This is a genomic window from Akkermansia muciniphila (assembly GCF_002884975.1).
GTDB classification, from domain to species: domain Bacteria; phylum Verrucomicrobiota; class Verrucomicrobiia; order Verrucomicrobiales; family Akkermansiaceae; genus Akkermansia; species Akkermansia muciniphila_C.
On sequence record NZ_PJKB01000001.1, the window covers coordinates 765,299 to 785,728 of the forward strand.

Consider the following 20,430-nt stretch of genomic DNA (forward strand, 5'->3'; position numbering starts at 1 on the left):
CAAGGAACAGGCAAGTCTGCCGCACTTCCCATCTTCCAGTCCAGACCGTTTTCACGAACATCCGGCAGGGCTTCGGGAAGTGCGGCGGGGTTCTTCATCAGGCTCACCGCACACGGCGGCGGAAGATACACGTCCCCAGGCCTGCCAGCACCAGCAGCGCGGAGGAAGGTTCCGGAACCGGCGCAGGAGACGGAGCCGCGAGCAACGCCGCAGTTTCCGAATGGTCCAAAACGGCCTCGGCATTGGGAGTCCAGACCATGTTCACGGTTTTGGAATCCTCATCGCCCTGGAGGGACCAGGACCCATAGGAGCCATAATTTCCGGCTCCGGACAGGTCCAGCGTAAACGCCCCCTTCAAACTGGCGTTCGCGCCGCCTTCTATCAGGTTCAGGATATGGGAGGTCCCCCAGAAGTCGGAGGAATAATCCAGAGACACCGCCGCCAGCTTCAGCTTGGCTCCCGCGTCAATCTGGAAAACGCCGGACTGGAGCATCAGGCTGTTGTACGCCAGTTCATCCCCGGCGGCCCCTCCCATGGACAGGGTGAATTCCAGCATGGACCCGGCATTCAAGGTAGTATTCCCGGACAGGGTGGCGGAACCGGAAAGAATGCCGCCGCTCTTCACCAGAATATCATTTCCAAGAGAAACGGAAGCCAAATCCGTTCCCAGGCCCCCAAGCGCCAAACGTGCGCCGGAGTTGACCGCCGCCAAACCGGTTCCCAGAGCCTGGTTGGAGGCCGCTACCAGCGTTCCCCAGTTAACCGTGGTTCCTCCTGAATAGGTATTTCTGCCGGAAAGCACCATGATCCCGGCCCCTTTCTTAATGAAGGAGCCCTTCACCCCGGAAGAGTTGATGATGTTGGACGAGACATTCAGGTCAGACGCAGACTTGCCGCGTTCCACCATGAACACCGTCGGATTGGCGTCCCGCAACAGCACGTTGATGTTCCTGATTTCCGAGGCTTTGTCCGCGGCTTTCACATTAACCACAGCCTTCGTCCAGATATCCATGCGGCCTCCCGTAACGCCATCCACTACAGCGCCCTTCAGGTTAAACACCGTATTCTGGAACGTCTGGTTGGCTTTGTCTCCAAAATACAGGGTGCCTCCTGTGATATTCACGTTCTTCACGGAAGCGTTCCCTCCGGAATAACCGAAGCTGTCGCCGCCCTTCAACGTCACCTGCGCCCCCTCCTGAATGGCAAGGTTCCCGCGGATCATTCCGTTGGCACCGCCGTAGCCCAGCACAAGCGCGCCTTCATTCACGGTGGTTCCTCCCGTATAGGAAAGCATCTTCTGGATGGTAAGCGTGCCGGAGCCGTTCTTCACCAGAGCTCCGCTGCCGGATACATTGACGTTCACGGCAACGGCATCAGAGCGGTTGAAGGCCAGCACCCCGTTGTTGACCACAGCCCCGGTCCCCAGGGAACCGCTGGTTCCGCCATCGCCCACAGTGAGCGTTCCTGCGGCAATTGTCGTTACTCCGCTGTAGGAATTATTACCCGTCAGCACCAGTTCCCCGGCGCCTTTCTGGATCAATGCCCCTGTTCCGGAAATGGCGTTTCCCGCCGTCATCTTGTCCGTCCTGTTGAACGCCAGCATGCCGTCATTCACAACGGCGCCCGTTCCCAGGGAACCGGCTGTTCCTCCATTGCCTACCGTCAGGAAAGCTCCGGACAAAATGCGCGTTTCACCGGAATAAGTATTATCCGCCGCCAGGATGACTCCGCCTGAGGTCTCCATTCCCTGCGTATCCACCGTCATGGCATGGGCCCCTCCCAGGGAGCTGGCTACCGTCAGCGTTCCGCCGCCGCCGAACAGGTAACCCTGCGTTCCGGCCGTCACGGAACCGGATAGGACGGCCTGGCCGTCCGCCCCGATGTAAACGGAATCCAATCCCATTCCGCCCAGGTCCAAACCCGACGTGCGGTCACCGGACAGCAGCAGTACGCCACCGGACGCATTGGACACGTGCGCCAGGGCTGCATCCACTTCCGCTCCAAGGGAAAACGAGGTTCCGTATTTGACGAGCACGTTCTTGTTCTCCAGGCCAAGGGAACGCACGTCCGTATAGGCAAGCCGTACTCCCCCATTCAACTCAATGGCGCCGGAAAAGGCGGCTCCGCCTTCCGAATCACTGTTATGCGCATTGGCAAGCACCACGGTGCCCGTATTGGATCCGTTGCCGATGGACAAGGTGCCGGAACCGCTGAGCTTCAAGTTCACCGTCAGCGTTCCTCCTCCCCCGCCCAGAGACCAGCCACCGTCCGCGGTCCAGCCGGATAGAACATCCGTGGTCCCGGACGTTCCCAAATTCACTTCTCCCGCCGCACCGATGGACAAGTTCCTGAACCCGGCCAAACCGGAAATAGCCGCCTGGTCTTCCAGCAGCACGAACGTGCCGGAGGACTTCTGGTCCAGCTTTCCGGCAATAGAGGAAAAACCGGCGCCATCCACAGACAGGGCTCCGGCGGCATCCAGTGTCCAGACAGCCTGGCCGAGGGCTCCGGCGGAAGAAGCGCGCACCAGCCCCCCTTCTACCGTGGCAGTTCCGGAAAAACTGTTATTCCCGTTCTTCAAAAGCAGGGTTCCTTCCCCGGTTTTCACGAGGGAACCGGCACCTGAAATCACGCCGGACTCCGTTGCGGAACCGGAATCCACTTCTGCGCGCAGCATGGATGCGGCACCGGACAACACAACGTTTCCGCTATGGTCTCCCCCGGCCAGCACGCCATACGTGCCTCCGTCATCCACCTGAACGGCGGAAACTACCAGGGAATGGCTGCCGGTGGTAAACCGGGCGCCGCTGTTCACCAGCACTGTTCCGGTGGAAAAAGCGGCCATCTGCCAGTCATTCTCATCCACATAGCCTCCCGCGTGCAGGGTGAGGGCTCCGGCTATTTTCACCTCACCTCCCCGCACCGTCCACGTCCCGGTATTGAGAATGTGCCCGGACAGGTTCCAGACGGAACCTTCTGCCGTGCCGGGTGTGTATACTACATTCATCAGGCCCCGGGAAGCGGCCTCTCCGTCCCGTAAAGACCCCAGGAATGTCTGTTCCCCGGAACCTGTAAACGTAAACGTTACAGTGGAACCGCCAAGGTAATTGGCAAAAACGGCTCCGGAATCCAGATGCGTGATGGCATTCAGCGTCAAATTATGCCCGTACATGTCCACCACGCCCCCGCGGTGGCCGAAGATGAACTCCCCGGACACTTGGTTTTCCCCGGCAAGGCGCACCATTACTCCGCCCCCGTTCAGCTTCACGTTACGGGCCGCATAGCCGTCCCGGTCCNCGTGCCTTCCATCCACATGTGGAAGTAGGGGAGGTCTTCGTTGATGTAGGCGGGGTTGACGCCCATAAGGGTGGTGCGGTTCCTGATCCAGCCCATCTGGTCGCGCAGGGCGTCCTTCTGGGCCGTACCCAGCGCGTTGACCGTGCTGCCTGCCGCCGCCGCCATGGAGCGCGCCGCACGGGAGCTGTTACCCGTCTGGATGTCATTTCTGACGGCTTCCCTCAAGTCGCCGAGCTGCGTGCCCTTCGGCGCGTTGCCGCGGTTGTTCCACAGGAGGTTGGCCCCGGCTTCCGAGTTGGCCGTGTTGGCCGCGTCCATAAAGGCGTTCTCCGTCTTGACCATGCCCGTCACCACAATCTTGCCGCCTTCCGTCCGGATGCCGAATTCCTGGTAGTAGAAGTCAAAGTAGCCGGAGGCGTCCACCGTGGCTCCGTTGGCCGAGACCGTTCCGGCTCCCGTCGCGTCCACCAGCGTGAAGTTGAGGTTGGCCGTCGGGTCCGCCGGGTCGTCGTAGTCACCCAGGCTTCCCAGGGAAACGGTGGTTCCGTCCAGGTTGACGTCTCCGGCCTGTACGGTGATGACCGGGCTGGAGAAGAGGTCGTCACGGTTGGTGTTGATGACCAGGTCCAGGTGGGAGTTTTGCAGGTTGAGTCCGTTGGCGACGGTGAGCGTCGTGTTGACCGCTCCGGTTCCCTCCCCTACCGGGCTCAGGCGCACATGGGCGCCGCTTTCCGCCGTGAGGCTCTTGTAGGTGACGGAGCCGTTGCCGCCTTCCGCACCCGTCAGTTCCAGCGTTCCCTTCGTGACGCTGAGGGCCTGCCCGATCGCGCCGTTCCCCTTCAGGACCTGCGTGCCGGTGCCGTTCATGGTGATGCTGCCTTCCCCGCTGAGGGTGCCTTCATACAGGGCATCCCCGGCGGTGGTGATTTCCAGGGCGGACCCGTTGTTCAGCGCGCCGCTTCCCGTCAAGCCGGAAATGCTGTTGGCCGCGTTGCCGAGTTCCAGCATTCCGTTGCCGTCCAGGTCCACCTGCACGCCGTCAAGCTTGGAGGTGCCGTTGAGCGCCAGGGAGGCGTTGTCCGCCACCTGGAGCACGCCGGCTCCGGAAACGGTGCTGTTGGAAAGTTCGGAACCGGCTCCCGTAAGCGTGAGCGTGCCGTTCTTACCGATGGCGAGGTTGCCGCCGTTGCCTTCATCCGTCAGCGTTCCCGCTTCCGTCTTCCCGGTGATGTCAAGGGAGGAAAGGTCGCCGGAGTTGGAGGAGTTGAGCTTGATGGAGCCGAGGTCCGCCGTGCCGGAGAGGATGAGTTTGCCGTCCTGCATGTCCAGCGTGCCGCTGGTGTTCAGGGTTCCGGCAAGCTCCAGAGAGCCTTCTCCCGTCTTGGTGATGTTGGCCGCGCCTCCGTTGATGGTTCCGGAGTACTTCGTATCGGGACCGGACGTATTCGGGTCTGTTCCCAGCAACTCGTTATTGAGGATGACGGAAGCCGTCTTGTCGTTCGTGCTGGTGATGTTGATGACGCCGGAAGCCGCACCGGAAAGGTTGTTGATCGTCAGGCCGTCAGCCGTATCGTCCACGCCGGGGAGGTTGAGGGCCAGGTTGCCGTCCACAATGACCGCGCGGTACGGGTCGAGTTCGGAGTTGCTGGAGACGGTTTTGTCTTCACTGCCTACCGCGTAGATTTGCGTGGCGTCTCCCGTGATGCCGATGGAGCCTCCGTTGATGCCCGTCACCGCAAAGCCCAGGGATTCCAGCAGAGGGTTGAAAACGGCCGTGCCGTAGCCCAGCGCTCCGTTGGTGAGGTTGAGCCACGCGGTGCGGTCTCCCGCTCCCCAGCCCTGCATGGCGTTGATGAGGTCGGCGGAGAGGGTGAGGGTGAGGGTTTCAATTTCCAGCTGGGTGCCGTCCGCGTCAAATTGGATCATGGAGGTGCTGCCGGCCAGATCCTGCGTTTTGGAGACGTTGCCCGTTCCCACCACCAGGCTGGCGCTGTCCAGGCTGGCGGCGCCGTTGATGCCGCTGATGACCGTTCCGGCGTCTGTCATGCCGATGGTTTTGAGCGAGGAGCCGGAGAGGCCCCCCAGCGAGATGGAGGTGACGCCGGAGGCCGCGTTGACGGTGACGTTTTTGGTTCCTTTGTGGTTGTTTCCTCCCGTGAGGGTGCCTCCGGTGATGTTGAGCGCTCCCTTGTAGCCGTCCGCCGTGAGGGCGAGCGTGCCGGAGGTGAGCGTGACCGTGCCCGTGTAGCCCGCGCTGGCGTTGCCGAGCGTGAGTGTGCCCGTGCCGGTTTTCAGGAGGCTGCCGGTGCCGCTGAGCGCGCCGTTGAGGGTGATGCTGCCGCCCGTGGTGTCCACGGTGGCGGTTTTGCCGGAGGCGGCGTTGAGGAGGACGCTGAGGGAGGCGCTCCAGTCCGCCGTGGAGTTGAGCGTACCTTCTCCCAGGGTGAGGGTGCCGGAGGCGCCGGTGATGTCACCGCCCAGCGTGAGGGTTCCGTTGCCGGCCAGCGTGATGCCGGAGTTGGAGTCGTTTTCCAGGTTGATGCCGCCCAGGACGGCCGTACCGCCGTTGATGTTGAGGTTGCCGGCCAGGGCTCCCTGGCCGTTGGCCCCGCCCAGCTTGACGCTGGTGCTGGTGAGGGTGACGCCCGTGTTGACGTTGACCGCGGAGGCTTGCGTGTTGCTCCCCATGGTGCCGCCGCCGATTTGCAGCGTGGCGATGTTTTGGGAGTGCTTGAGGTCGAGCGTGACGCCGTAGGTGGCGTCAATGAGGTCAGCGTTCAGCGTGCCGTTCACCGTGATGGTGCGGTTGGCCGTGGCCGCTCCGTAGCCGGAGAGGACGATGCTGCCTCCGGCGTTGGAGAGCGTGCCATTGAGCGCGTCATTGCCGTTGGCCGCCTTGATGAGCAGGGAGCCCCCGTCCGTCTTGGCCAGCGTACCGTTGATATTCTTAAGCACGCCGGAAAGGGCGATTTCATTGCCGCCTGAGAGATTGAGGGTAGACCCGTTGGCCACCGTCACGGTTCCGGAGAGAATCTTGGTATTGGCGATATTTTCCAGCGCCACGGCTCCATTCCCGGAGATGTTCCAGTTGAGGGACAGGAAGCTGTCCTGCCCGGCCGTGTCCACCGTCAGCGTGGTGCCGGTTCCGGAGGCAGCCAGCTTGACCGCGTCCCCGGCGTTTTTCTGCACCATGGTCTGCGTCAGCGTCACGTTCCCGGAGGCCTGCAGGGTACCGCCGCCAAAGATGATGGAACCCGTTCCCAGCGCTCCGTCTCCGTTGATGTCCACAATGCCCCCTTCCAGGGACGTGGAGCCTCCGTAGGTGTTCGTGTTGCGGATTTGCAGGGTGCCGTCCCCCCTCTTGGTCAGGGTGGTTGCCGCTCCCGTGATGTGCCCGTCTCCCTGGAGAGTGTAGGTGTTGTCCGCGCCGCTGTTGCTGACGACGATGGAGGAGGGAGCCACGTCTCCCGTGATCGTCACGGTTTTGTTGGCCGCCGTATTGTCAAAGAGCAGGGGCTGCCCGTCCGTGGTCGCCGGCGCGGAACCGCTTCCCCCATAGGTCCAGTTGCTCACGTCGCCCGCGCTCCACGTTCCGGCGTCCGCCGTTCCGTTCCAGGTGAGCATGTTCGCGGAGGACTCAATCTTGAGCTGAAGCGTTTTGCCGTCCGCGGAGAGACCCAGCGTGTAAGTCAGTTCCGGATGGGCGTCATTGATGAGGTCCCCGATGTTGAAGGAGCCGAGCGTGAGCGTTCCGCTTCCCACCGTAAGCAGGGAGTAGTCTCCCGCGTCGGTGAGCGTGTCGTAGTTGTTGAGGGTGACGTTGTGCGTTCCGGTGAGCGTCAGTCCGCCGGTGAGCGTCACCAGGGCGTTTCCACCCGCCGTCAGTCCCGTCATGTCAAAGGTGAAGGAGGAGCCCGCGGCCATCGCCATGCTTCCGGTAACGTTGAGGCGCGAGTAGCTGCCCAGCGTCAGGCTGCCGATGGAACCGCCGTTGCTGGTGATGGCGCCTGTGGAGAGGGCATCTGCCGTTCCGGCTTTCACGTTGACCGCGTTGTTCACCGCATAATTGCCGATGTCCAGCGTTGCTCCGGAGGAGATGGAGACCGTGCTGGTCCCGAAGGCCGAGGCGCTTCCCGCCGCCAGCGTTCCGGCTTCCGCATTGGTCGTTCCCGTGTAGGTGTTGGCACCGCTGAGCGTGATTTTGCCCGCTCCTTTCTGGGTGACGGTTCCCGAGCCGCTGATGGCATTGGCTACCGTTTGGTCACCGGTTACCGCATAGGTCAGGTAGGCGTTTCCGCTGCCCCCTAGCGTTACCGCTCCCGTTCCAAGTTTTCCTGCTCCCGTCAGCAGGATGGTCCCTTCCTTGATTAAGGTCTGTCCTGTGTATGTGTTGGCTTTCGTCAGTTCCAGCACTCCGTTCCCTTGCTTGGTCAGGTTGGTGCCGCCCTGTTCCGTGGCCACGACCAGGTCCAGCTTCAAATCAGACGTATTGACATCATCCAGAGAGAAGTTGCCCCGAGCAATGTCAAAGATGGCCGTTCCGCCGCGCAGAGTCAGAGCATTGATGGTTCCACTCGCGGTACCGCCTTCCGCCACGGAGAAGGAACTCATGCCGGTTGCCGACTGCTGCGTGATGATGTAGTTGGTGCCACTAAATAGATCCAAGCCGTTTTCAGCGCCGGTAAGATTTAAAATCACCCGGCTGTTGTTGAATACCATCCTCGTATTGGCCATCGTGGTATTGCCTCCGGTAATATTCCAGGTGCCGTTGTTCACGGTCAGCGTGCCGAAGTTGGTTGTGTTGTTGTAGCCGAAGGGGTCGCCCGCCGTGGTGTTCAGCGTGCCGCCGTTCACCATCAGGTTCCCGTAAAGGATGGATTCTCCTCCGCCCCCATTTTTGCCGAGGTTCAGGACTGCGCCCTCGCCCACCGTGGTCAGCGCGGTTTTCGTCTGGGCGGTGGAAACCGTCAGGGCCGTTCCGGCGCCCGTCACTTCCAGATTGATGCCGGAGCCGGTCAGCAGTTTGCCGAGCGTATTGGCCCCTCCGGAGGCAAAGGCGATTGTGCCTCCGTTGATCGTCGGCATCGTGGCTCCCAGAATATCCGCAATTCCACCCGTTACGCCTATTTCCAGCCGTCCTGTCCTGTCCACGGTCACTGTTCCGGTACCCAGGGCCATGTTCGCCTTCACGACGACGGTTCCTTCCTTGATGTTCACCGCGCCGGAATAGTCATTGTTGGCGCTGTTGAAGGTCACTTTTCCTTCCCCCAGCTTGGTCATGGCGCCGTTCCCGGAAAGCTTGCCGCCGTTGTTGGTCAGCTCCAGGTCCTGCCCGATCCCGTTGTTGAAATAAATGGCCTTGGCATTCACGTCCCCCGTCAGGGAAGCTACTCCCGTGTGCGTACCGTCGAACAGGTAGGTTGTGGTGTTGTCCACGGCGCCGATCGGGTTGCCGTCCCAGACCACCACGCCGTCCGCCATGCTGACGGAGACGGTCACCGTCTTATCCCCGGTGTTCACGTTGAAGGTTCCCTGGTACAGGCTGGCCAGCGTCCCGGTCAGGGTCATCGTCCCCGCATCCGCGAAGTTGCCTGCTGTCAGGTTGTCCCAGGAAACCAGCGTATAGGTCCCCGCAGTGATGTTCCCGTTGATGTCCAGGCTGACGCCCGCATCCGCGCCCAGGGCCAGGTTGCTCACCGTGAGCGCTGCTCCGTCAGCGCTCAGGGCGTTCCCTTCAACCGCCAGTGAAGCGGCGTTCAGCGTTCCGGTCACGTTTTGCTTCCGCAGCGCCGTCACCTTGGCGGTGGCAGCGTTCAGCGTTCCGGTCAATGCCGTATCCGCATTCAGGTACAGGTTGGCTCCGGAAAGGTTCAGCGTTCCGGAAAAGCCGGAGACATCCCCGCCCAGCGCCAGGGCTCCCGCATTGTTGCGGGTATTGACTGCCAGCGTTCCCGTTCCGCCCAGGCCGCCGAGCATCTGGAGGCTGTCCCCGCTCAAGATGGCCGCCGTTCCTGTGCCGGTCGTTTCCACGGATACCTTGCCATTGAGGTTCACGTTGACGGAGGCTCCGTTAAAGATGCTCAGCTTCGTGGCCGCATTCGTCCCTTTCAGGGTAATGTCCCCGGCCAGGGAGACTCCGCCCGTCACCGTATTGGAATTCAGGTTGCTGAACGTCACGGTGACGTCTTTTTCACTGCCGCCCAGCGTTACATTGCCCTGCCCCCACGGAGTCAGGGTCTGGCCGGAAACGATGGAAGCGCTCCCGATGTTGTACGTCAGCTTGATCAGGTTGCCGGTTCCGGCTATTTCCGTATCGCCGTCATAGGAATTTTTCACCCATCCCGTTCTAAAGCCCCAGCCGTTCGCCCCGGCATCGGAAATGATCTTGAGGCCGCCCGTTCCGGTGATCGTGGATGAAACCGCTGTGGCATCACCATAAATAGCGCCCCCGATGGAGACAAATCCACCCGCGGCATCCAGAACGATTTTCATGTCGAAATTCGCGCCATTCACATTTCCGTTCCTCAGGTGCAGCGTGGAGCCGTTGCCCATGGTGAGGGTACCCGTGCCCGTCACCTTGTTCGAAGCACCGACTACGTCCATCACGGTATTTTCCCCCAGTATAATGTTCAGGTTGGAGCTCCACGTTCCGGCGTTGTCCGCAAGCTTCACCGTGCCCTGTTCCACTACCAGCGTGCCGCTACCTGAAGCGTTGAAGGAATTAAGGCCCAGCGTCAAGGTTCCCGTTCCCGTCTTGGTGACGGTGCCGTTGATTCCCCCGTTCAAGGTGGAATCCCCCGCCCCGATGACCAGGGAACCGGAGCCGCTGTTGGTCAATTTGCCGCCATAAGTGCCTGCCGCCAGCAGCAGGCTGCCGTTGCCCGTGCGGGTAATGGTTCCGGCCCAGCCCGCCAGGGAGGCCCACGTCACGGCATTCCCGTTCGTGTCCACCAGAATGGCGTTGGAAGCCAGCGCATTCGTCTTGATCTGGCCGGAAATATCCGCCGTCATGCCCGCGCCGTACTTGAGCGCGCCTCCATTGAAAATAATATCACCAGTGCCAAGAGCGCTGGCATGCTGCATTTCCACCGTACCTCCGCCCAACAGAACCTCTCCGGAAAAACCGGAGTTGTCCGTGGCGATGGCCAGGGAGCCCGCTCCCGTTTTTTGCAGTTTGGAGCTTCCCGTCAGGGAGCCGGTTCCCGTCCACGTGTAGTTGGTTGTCTCCGCATTGATGACAATCAGCCCAGGATCAACCTGTCCGGCGATGTTCACGGTCTGCGGCGCGTTCCCGGCTACGTCACCAAAGATGACGCCGTTGCCGTTGGCAAAAACCAAGCCCGCATTCCAGGGGGAATTGCCCATTCCGCCCACCGTCCATGTATTGTCGCCGCCGCCCGTCCACGTCAGGGACGCGACCTGTTCCACGACAAACTTCAGGATATTATCCGTCGTGCTCCAGTTGCCGATGTAGTCGGTACCCAGCAGAATGGTATTGGCCAGATCCCCGGTGATGCCTCCCGTGGCATTGATCAGATTGTATGTGCCCGCGCTCCAGCTCACGCCGTCGCTGTTTTCCAGCAACAGGCTGCCGTTGACCGTCAGGGCCCCGTTCAGGGCCAGCAGGGCATTGCCGTTCACCGTCATGTGGGTGGCGTCAATCCGCACGGCCGTACCCAGATTCAGGTTGCCGGTCATGGTATTCTGCCCCGCAAGGGAGAAGATGCCGGAGGTCATGGTCAGCCCGGCATTATTGTCTACGGCGGAAACGTCCAGGCTCACGCCGGAGGCAAGGGAAAGCCCCTGGTACCCCGCGGAAATGCCGCCAATGGACGCATTCCCCGTCACGGACAGATTCTTATTGGTCCCCATTCCGGAGGCATTGCTGACAACGAGGGTGCCCCCCTTCAACTCCACGCCTCCCGTGAAGGAGGAGGAGTTGGCCAGGGTCAGCGTTCCGGAGCCATCCTTGATCAGGCGCCCGGTTCCGCGGAATACATTGTCATTACCCGTAGTCATGTTCCCTGCCCCGGTAATGGTCAGGGCGCCGTTCAGCTGGATATAATGTGAAGAATCATCCGCGGTGATCGTCATGGTGCTGGCGGCATTCACCACCTCCACGGTGCCGCCGCCTGCCGCAACCGTCAGGCCGTTCCCGAAGGTTCCGTTGGTTGCCTTGGTAATCTCCAGACGCCCGTTGTTCAAAGTCCAGTAATCCGTATTGACGGCCATGGAGCCCAGCCCCGCGCCGTCATACGTATATTCCCCCACGCGCAGTACGCCGCCGTTGGTAACGGTTACCTTGTAACGCGTATAGTTATCCCCCGCCGGACTGAGGCTGGCCCCCGGAGAGCTTAAATCCAGCGTGGCGTTGTCAATGGTCAGGGTCCTGTCGGGAGGATTGGTCTGGTTTCCGGCCTTCTCTGTCGCCGCCGTTTCAATCTTGAACACGCCGCCGCCAGTAAGGGTCAGGCTGTTGTTTCCGATGTTGAATGCTCCTTCCGCCTGGGTGACGGTCTTTCCGGCCTCAATGGTCAGTGTCAGGTTATCCGCCCCAATCGTCGTGGTCTCATTCCAGGTAACGTCCGTATCAAAAGTCTGGTTGGCCGTAATGGTGAGGGGCTCCGCATAAACGGATGCGGACAAAGCGGCGCAGCAGGCAAGAAGAGCGGACAACAATTTGAGGGGCAAATGCAGCTTCATAAAGAAAACAATTAATTATAAATATATTGAGGAAGACGTGGTCTTTTAGCAGAAATGAGACATGCTATTAGATGAATGAAATATCGGATTTGAAATCCGGTGTCAATCTGGAAGTGGGGTTTTCAAAGCTTTACCTTGTTTTCCTTTCTTCCAATTATTTTGGTTTGTCCCTCCAATCAATCCATGCAATTCAGTAATAAATCCCATTTAACGCATCGGAAAGTATATTCCCATGAATGCCTTATCTTCCTTCCCGGCTGCCGGCCGCGCAGTATCTAGGCCCCGTCCGGATTTCAAATCCGCCTTGAATCATGGATGTTTTTTCCGGCATCAGGTTCTTTCCCCCTTCCATCATCCCGGCTTTTCCAGAGGTGGCAGGGAGCTCCAACTGACTGGTCCGGACAGTTCTGCGGCAGGAGCCGCTTCCGGGGTTCCCGGAAAGCCCTCCGGCACGTTCCATGAAAAACAATATCCTTCCCATAAAAAACATGCTTCCGCCGCGGCTGTATTTTGCCGTTATTCATGGTTGCCGGGAACCGGAATGAAGGCGCCTTTCCTACTTGCCCTCCGCACCTCAAATTGCTATTATAAACAGAGCGAGTTTCCCCACCTATTTTTCTCATGGCCATCTTCGGTTCCTCCAATCTATCCGACTCCGGCGACCTGCTGATTTTCAACAAGGCTTCCCTCAAAACCCTGCTTATGCTCGAAAAGGAACTGGGCAGGGATCGCATCACCTACCTGGTGGAAGAAGGCCTGCCCCCGGACCCATCCATCGCCGCCCATCTGGAATCCACCAGGGCGGACGGCATCCTGTTCCAGGCTGGCTCCAGCGATCCCATCGCCCTGCGTGCCGCCATCATGGAACGCATTAATGCAGGGAGGCGCGTGGTTTTCCTTCCCGGCCCCGTGGCGCACATCAAAGGCTCCATCAGCCAGATTCCTCCGCGGGTGATCAAGGCCCTGGAAGCGCTCCATATTTCCCCCGTACCGGTATGCGTGGGCTTTTACACCAGCTCCGTGCTGGATGCGGAGGCGGATACGGACGTCCAGGCGGATATCCAGATACATATCCTTCCCAAGCTGGCCCCCGGCGCGGAAATGGCGGCGCGCCTGACCTCCGCCTGGCTGGAATGCTCCGCCCAGGCTTACGCCACGCTGCCCCAGCTTCACGGCTCCCTGTCCGCCCTGCTGTTCCGCAGCCTCAAGCAGCATTCGGACTGCCGGGTGATTGACGGCATTGACGATACCACGCTGACCTACGGCCAGCTACTGGCCATCTCCGTGGCCTTTGCCAAGCGGCTGAAAAAGATCACCTCCAACCGCCGGGTGGGCATCATCCTGCCGCCCGGCAAAGGCGCGGCCATTGCCAACCTGGGGTGCCTGTTCGCCGGAAAAACGCCGGTGAATTTCAATTATTCCGCCTCGGAAGGGGCCTTTGCCAGCTCCGTGAAGCAATCCGGCGTGGACTGGTTCATCACGGCTGACACCTTCATGCGCAAGCTCCAGAACTTCCCCTGGCCCCCCCAGCGGGACCTGATCTTCATGGAGCGGGAGATTCCCCTGCTCAAGGGGTCCGCCAAACGCTGGGGCCTGGCCATCAAATTCCTGACGGCGGGGTTCATGATTAAAAAGCTGGGGCTGGATGCGCCCACGGGCGCGGATGAAGCCGTGCTGATGTTCACTTCCGGCTCCTCCGGAGAACCCAAGGGCGTGCCGCTGACCCACCACAACCTGCTCTCCAACATCTCCCAGTGCTCTTCCCGCATCACCCTCGCACCGCAAAGCAGGTTCCTGGGGAGCCTGCCCGTGTTCCACTGCTTCGGCATCACCATCGGTCTGTGGTATCCCATGATCGGCGGGTACGACATGGTCACCTACCCCTCCCCGCTGGAAGCCAAGCGCCTGGGCGCCCTCATCAAGCAGTACGGCATCAGCCTGGTGGTCACCACGCCCACCTTCCTGCGCGGCTTCATGAAACGCTGCGAACCGGATACCTTCAAGACCGTGCGCTACCTGATCGTGGGCGCGGAAAAGCTGCCGGACGACCTTTCCGCCGCCTTCCGGGAAAAATTCGGCACCATTCCGTGTGAAGGCTACGGCCTGACGGAAGCCTCTCCGGTCTGTTCCGTCAATTTCATTGACCCCGCCCCGTCCAATGCCGCCGGAGACTTCATTCCCGGCATGAAGAAGGGCTCCGTAGGCGCTCTGCTCCCCGGCATAGCCATCCGCATCACCAGCCCGCACACGGGCCGCGTGGTGCCCGTCACCACGTCCGGCATGATCTGGCTGAAGGGGCCGAATATTTTCCCCGGCTACCTGGGGGGGCCTGAAGCGGACCGGGACATTTTCGTGGACGGATGGCTGAAAACCGGGGACATAGGCTCCGCGGACGAATTCGGCTTCCTGAAAATTGAAGGCCGCATTTCCCGTTTTTCCAAAATTGGCGGGGAGATGGTGCCCCATGAAGCGCTGGAGGCCGCCATCATGAACATCTGGAACCTGGACCCGGCGGACGAGGAACGGCGCATAGCCGTCGTCACCATTCCGGACCCCGTAAAGGGGGAAGCCGTGGCCCTGCTCACCACCCTGGTGACGGATTACGTGCACCAGGCGCGCACCCTGATCAGGCACGGCCTGATTGACCAGGGGCTTCCGGCCCTGTGGTGCCCCAAGGAGATCATTCCCGTGGAGCACATTCCGGTGCTGCCGTCCGGCAAGCTGGATATCAAGCAATGCAGGATGCTGGCTTATGAAGCGCTGAACATCCCCTTTGAACCGTAGTTTATGGAATTCCCGGAGGAAACGCCCGCAGCCCCCAGGCCCATCACGGTCAAACAGCTTGTTTACCGCCTGAGGGATACGGTAAGCATTGCCGTGGGCACCCAGTGGGTGGTGGGGGAACTCAGCAACGTAAAGCACCACACCAGCGGCCATGTTTACTTCACCCTGAAGGAACAGGGAGCGGAAATATTCTGCGCCTTTTTCAAGGCGGCGGCGTCCAAATGCCCCGTGCGGCTTCAGGAAGGAATGAAGGTCCATGTGCTGGGGAGCGCTACCGTGTATCCGGACAGGGGGCAGCTTCAACTGGTTATCAGGCAGGTAAAGGCGGCCGGACAGGGAGATTTGCAGGCCCGTTTTCTGGAATTGAAGGAAAAACTCCAGCGTGAGGGGCTGTTTGACGCAGAGCGTAAAAAAGGCATCCCCGCCTTCCCGCGCGCCATCGGCATCATTACCTCCCCCACCGGAGCCGTCATCCAGGATATACGCCATGTGCTGGAGCGCCGCGCCCCGTGGGTGAAGGCCTATCTGCTGCCCGTGCGCGTGCAGGGGGCCGGAGCGGAGCATGAGATAGCCGCAGCGGTCCGCGCCTGGTCCCAGGCACCCCTTAACGGCCTCCCCGCCGTGGACGTGCTTATTGTGGGCCGCGGCGGCGGCTCCATTGAAGACCTGTGGAATTTCAATGAGGAAACGGTAGCCCGGGCGATTTACGAATGCACCGTTCCCGTGATTTCCGCCGTGGGGCACGATACGGATTTCACCATTGCGGATTTTGTGGCGGACCTGCGCGCGCCCACTCCCACCGCAGCGGCGGAACTGGCTACTCCGGATGGCCCCGAATGGCTCCGGAAACTGTCCAGAATGGAGCAGGCGCTGCATGCCACCGCACGGCATTCCCTGTTGCGTTCCAAGCTGAAACTGGATGTTTACCTGCGCGGAAAGCTGCTGGATGCGGATTCCCTGCTTTCCCCCTACGCCCAGCGCCTGGACGACATGGAGGAGACCCTGCTGAATTCCTCCGCCACGCGCATCTTCCAGAACACCCTTCATATCAACCAGCTGGAACATCGGCTGCAAATGCGCCATCCGGCGCACCGCAACCGGGAACGCGTGCAGCTCCTGGACTCCCTCCAGGCGGGATTGTCCCATGCCGCCGCTGCCCGCATGGCTGAATTTGCTTCACAACTGGCTCTTCTTCAAGCAAGGGTGGATGCCCACAGCCCGGAGCAAACGCTGCGCCGGGGATATGCTCTGGTGGAGAACCGGCAAAAACAGTTGATTCGCCAAACGAGCCAGGTCCAGCCCGGAGAAAAATTGAAAGTCCGTGTCTCCGACGGTTATTTTTTTGTCAAGGATGACACATCACAATAAACTGTCCACAAGCACCTAGCATCGCATTCTTTGCACTCAATCTAACAAATTGTGTTTTTTCTGGATTTTGCAGGAAGTGAGACCTATCCTAATAGAAGCCTGTCACTGCTCCTATTACCCGGTCCCATAACTTCTGTACATATGCCTTGTAAAAACATCACCCGTTACACTTACGAAACAACAGCCTTCCAGGGCTATCGGTTGGCTATCTGTAAGAACAAGCGTTTGTTCACTCGTTATTTCTCCGATTCCCAGTACGGGGGCGCTGACGCGGCGCTTCAGGAAGCGATGAGAGTGAGAGATAACATTTTCAACCTTTTTGAGCAGGGCAACCTTACGGTTAGCCAAATTTTCGCAAAATATACAGTGCGTTCACGTCGGCAGTCCGCAGCGGACCGCCGGGAAAAGATGATCCACGGCAAGAGGACTCTTCAAAAAGCCAAAGTCCGCGGTTAGGGAAATCCATGGGGGTTGTTTCCCGGCTTCAATGCCTTTTCTGAATTATACCGGAAATATTACATCCGGTAACGTGTGGCGTATGCCTCCGTTCCGTTAGCAATACCCGTCCCTGCGCCCGGCGGGTGGACCTGCCGCAGAGAAAAAACGGAGGCGTCAGCCGCAGGAGCCTTTTCCCTTGTTCTGCGGCGGAGGAATCCGGAAATGCCTGCCGCCGGAACGTCATTACAGGGTTGGACATCTTCCGCACCACATGCCGGAATGCCCATCCTTCTCTCTGAAGATTCCCCTCCAGGGGGATATTACCTGCGGCGGCGGCGGGAGGCTGGCTTTTCCGGTTCTTCAGCCGGAGTTTCCCCTATTTTTGCCAGTACCCTGCGCGCTTCCGTGGTCCTGTTCTGCTTGAGGCACACATCCGCCCAGTTCCGGTGGATTTTATTGTAAAGCTCCTGCGACTGGATGGAGGCCAGATTGTTCTGGAGTTTGGCCAGGTCTTCCGCGTTCAGCGCGTCCCACTCTTCAACCAGCTTTCCATACTGCGCTTCCGAGAGAGCCCACTGCTCCCTGCCGGCGCTTATCTCCGCCTGAAGGTTCAGGATGACAGGCTGAAGGGCCTGGACAAACGCAGTATTTTCACGGGCCACCTTCATGGCCTGGTCCAGATATTTCATAGCCTGGTCATAATCCCGCGCCTTCAGGAAAGCCGCGGCAACGTTCACATCCTCATAAGCGCGTTTCACCAGGGCCTCCGCCTGGCCGTATTTCTCAAGCTGGGAACGCAGGGCGGCAATGTCCTGGCTCAGGCTGGAGCCGCTGAGAATGCGCGGCGCATCCACGCCCAGCGTCATGGCAGCACCTTCCGCACGGGAAAGCAGGCGGCCGGCCTCCTTTAAATCCCCCATCTGCATCCTGACCTTCGCCAGGGCCAGCATGGTTTCCGGCGTGCAGTCCATCTCCGTTTCCGCGGCCCGGAAGCAGATCAAGGCGGCTTCCAGCTGGTCTGCCATGGCTTTCAGCTCCGCCTGGGAATACTTACGGCGCGCATTAAGCGGCATATTCAGCTCATTCAGGATGATGCGTCCCATATCCGGGCTGGCGGTAAGCCGGAATTTGGTGAGCAGTTCCCGGGCGATGGCGCTCCCCGTGGTACCGGGCTGTCCCGTGGCCTTGTCCGGCAGGGTATCCTGCAGCAGAAGTATCTTCACCATGCTCTTTACATCCTCCGGATTCTTCAGCCTGCTCCTCATCACGGGAGAAACGGCCTGCTGGCACAAGGAGGAAAAACGCTCAAATTTGGCTTGGTCATACGCGTAATGGGCCAGTGGTTCCAGGCACGCCAGACGGATGGAAACCTGGTCCTCCGGCGTATTCTTCAGGATCACCTCATAAAGCTTTTCCGCCGTGGCGTCATGCTTGCGGGCGGCAAATTCCCGTGCCCAGTTCAGGCTCACGCCCAAAAGGCGTCCCCTGTCCTCAGCCGTCATGGAGGCGGAATCAGCCAGCTTCTTTTCCAGCAGGGACGCCAGCATGGGTTCAGACTCCTTCAGCATGCCGCGCCTGTCCATTTCCACCGCCAGCAGCCACGTAAAGGAATCCCTCGCTTCCGGGGAGTTCATCCATTCCACCTGCTTGTCCACGGAGGCGGCCAGCTGCGCCAGCTCCGCATCAGAGCCGTTCCAGGAGGCCAGCATGCCCTGCAGGTGCCCCATGGCCTGGGTCTGGCTGTGCACCTCATGAATGGTCGGCTTGAACCAACCTTCAATCGTGGGCCAGTACTGGATGTATCCGAACCAGAGCCCCCCCAGCACCACCAGAAAGAGAACGGGCTTCCAGTAAGACTTTTTTTTGCGTGAGGGACGGTAGGGTTTGTTGGAAAAATGGCGCTCGGAACTCATGCAGGCATTGAGCCAAAAAGACGGCACAAATCAAGCAAAATAAACACCTCCCAACGTCTTACGGGGACTAGTGAAAGCTTAACGCCGGGAAGATCTGGAGCTTCCGGACGGCCTCCGTCCCGGAGACTCCATGCGCACGCGGGGAAAGCCGGATTCCTTCCAGCAGGCATCCCCTTTCTCTTTCATGCCCAACTCATCATAGCAACGGCCCAGCTGCTTGTAATTTTCCGACCGCTGTTCCCCTTCCAGCATGGGGAGCACCGCTTCAAAGGCTTCCACGGCTTCTTTCCACTGCTCCCCGTCGCACAGGGCATATGCCTTGCATAAATAGGACTGGACCAGCAGGCTCTTGCGCTCCGGCCCTTCTCCGCATTTCAACAGGGAATCCACCGCTCCGGCATAGGCGTGCAGGGCGCTTTCCCGGTCCCCGGACATATCGCTGGCAAGGCCCAGTGAATAATAAACGCGGCCCAGGGACAGGGCGTCAGAGGAAAAATGGGATTCCCGGAGCTCAATGGCCTTTTTCAGGTTTTCCCTGGCCTTGTCCCCCTCTCCGGCATCCAGCCACGCCTTGCCCAGCCCTTCCCGGGACTGGGCGGAAATGACGGGGGAAGATGCGCTGTTGCTGATGGCTTTCTGGAAATCGGAACGGGCCTCCGGAGCGGCCTTGCGCATGATGTTGACCCACCCCCTCTGGTCATACAGCCCGGCCCAGAATGCATGGTCCGCCGGCAGCACGCCGCGGGCAGCGCCTTCCGCCTGGTAAAGATAAGCCAGTGCTTCCTCATAATTCCCCTGTTCCGTGGAAATGCGCGCCAGACCACGCAGGGCGTTGAGGCAGTCATTCAGCAGGTAGGAGGCGTTTTCCGAACCGGAAAGTCCCTTTAAAAACAATTCCCGCGCCTCCTCCTTCCTGCCGGCTTCCAGCATGGCCTCTCCCATGCTGATGCTCGCCAGGGCCAGGTCGCCGGTCGTCTTGTCCGGCTGGGGGCACAGGGCCAGGGCTTTCTTGAAATATGCGCGCGATTCCGGAATGCGCCCCGTGGTGCGGGCCAGCCTGCCCTGGGCGGCCAGAAGCCTGGACCTGACCGGAAGAGCGTCCGGCCCCAGATGGGCGGCGGCATCCACGGCGCGCTGCAGCAGGGTGTTCGCCTCATCATTCCTGTTAAGCATCTGGTCAATGGAACTCATGGTCTGGAGGGCCTTCACCAGTTCCGCGGCCATTCCCTCCTTTTCATACCCCTCCACAGCCGTTTTCAAATAATCATAGGCCGGAGAATACCGGTGCACTGACAGAAGGGCCTGCGCCACGGCATCCGCACGGGGCGCCCATGTCCGGTAGCGCCCCGCGGCGTATCCGGTGTCAATCAATTCCCTGGCCGTAGGCAGCGCGCGGTCCACGCCGTCCCGGCCGATCAGTTCACGGGTGAGGCCCCAGGCCGTCTCCGTGCGCAATTCCGGATCCCTGATCCACGCCAGACGTTCATCCCGGTTGTCCAGAATGCCCGCCAGGCTTTCACGGGAAGCAAACACGTCCGCCATGAAGCGGGATAAATTCTGCATGGCCTTTTCATCACTCTTCTGCACCACCACCAGCGGGGTGGTCAGCATTCCTTCATCATGGCCGATGCGGTACGCCATGTGGTACGTCAGGAACTCCAGCAGCATCACGAGCACGCACAAACAGAGGGCAATCAGCCACTTGGTGCGCGGAGACAGGGGTTTCAAAGGAGAAGAGGCCTGCATAACAAGTGCATAACGTTACCGGGAGCGCTCTGAATTTCAAGCTTTTTGCATGGAAGGAACTCCCGCGCCCTTCATGAAGGCAGCAGGAAAACCGCCGTCAACCGTTTCCCTGTCAGCCATCGGGAACAAGCGGGGCAGCCGCTCCCCGGGCCCCTCTTCCGGGAAACGCCGCGGCAATTCC

7 protein-coding genes are annotated in these 20,430 nt (G+C 60.3%); 3 read left to right on the forward strand and 4 right to left on the reverse strand.

The window, feature by feature from the left end:
• Nucleotides 1-103: 103 nt before the first annotated feature.
• Nucleotides 104-3,244, reverse strand: a complete 3,141-nt coding sequence (locus CXU21_RS03200; protein ID WP_428992367.1) for an autotransporter-associated beta strand repeat-containing protein — start codon at nt 3,242-3,244, stop codon at nt 104-106.
• Nucleotides 3,245-3,264: 20 nt separating this feature from the next.
• A complete protein-coding gene (locus CXU21_RS03205) occupies nt 3,265-12,000 on the reverse strand; it encodes a beta strand repeat-containing protein (RefSeq protein WP_102725031.1) in 8,736 nt (2,911 codons plus the stop codon).
• A 621-nt stretch (nt 12,001-12,621) separates the two neighbouring features.
• Between CXU21_RS03205 and CXU21_RS03215 the strand changes: the two genes are divergently transcribed.
• The 3 genes from CXU21_RS03215 (at nt 12,622) to CXU21_RS12305 (ending at nt 16,608) form a co-directional block, all read left to right on the forward strand.
• Entirely contained in the window at nt 12,622-14,784 is a 2,163-nt protein-coding gene (locus CXU21_RS03215) for an AMP-binding protein (RefSeq protein WP_102725033.1), read from the forward strand.
• 3 nt (nt 14,785-14,787) lie between these two features.
• Nucleotides 14,788-16,152, forward strand: coding sequence for an exodeoxyribonuclease VII large subunit (xseA, locus tag CXU21_RS03220; protein WP_102713959.1), 1,365 nt, complete (start codon nt 14,788-14,790; stop codon nt 16,150-16,152).
• A 141-nt stretch (nt 16,153-16,293) separates the two neighbouring features.
• Complete coding sequence (locus CXU21_RS12305) at nt 16,294-16,608, forward strand: hypothetical protein (protein ID WP_102713961.1); 315 nt, start codon at nt 16,294-16,296, stop codon at nt 16,606-16,608.
• 302 nt (nt 16,609-16,910) lie between these two features.
• Here CXU21_RS12305 and CXU21_RS03235 read toward each other — a convergent pair whose 3' ends face one another.
• Together CXU21_RS03235 and CXU21_RS03240 are read right to left on the reverse strand one after the other, a co-directional pair.
• Nucleotides 16,911-18,503: a hypothetical protein gene (locus tag CXU21_RS03235; protein ID WP_102725035.1), complete on the reverse strand. Its 1,593-nt coding sequence runs from the start codon at nt 18,501-18,503 to the stop codon at nt 16,911-16,913.
• 78 nt (nt 18,504-18,581) lie between these two features.
• On the reverse strand, nt 18,582-20,249 hold the full coding sequence (locus CXU21_RS03240) for a tetratricopeptide repeat protein (protein ID WP_102725036.1): 1,668 nt from the start codon (nt 20,247-20,249) through the stop codon (nt 18,582-18,584).
• Between the last annotated feature and the right edge of the window lie 181 nt (nt 20,250-20,430).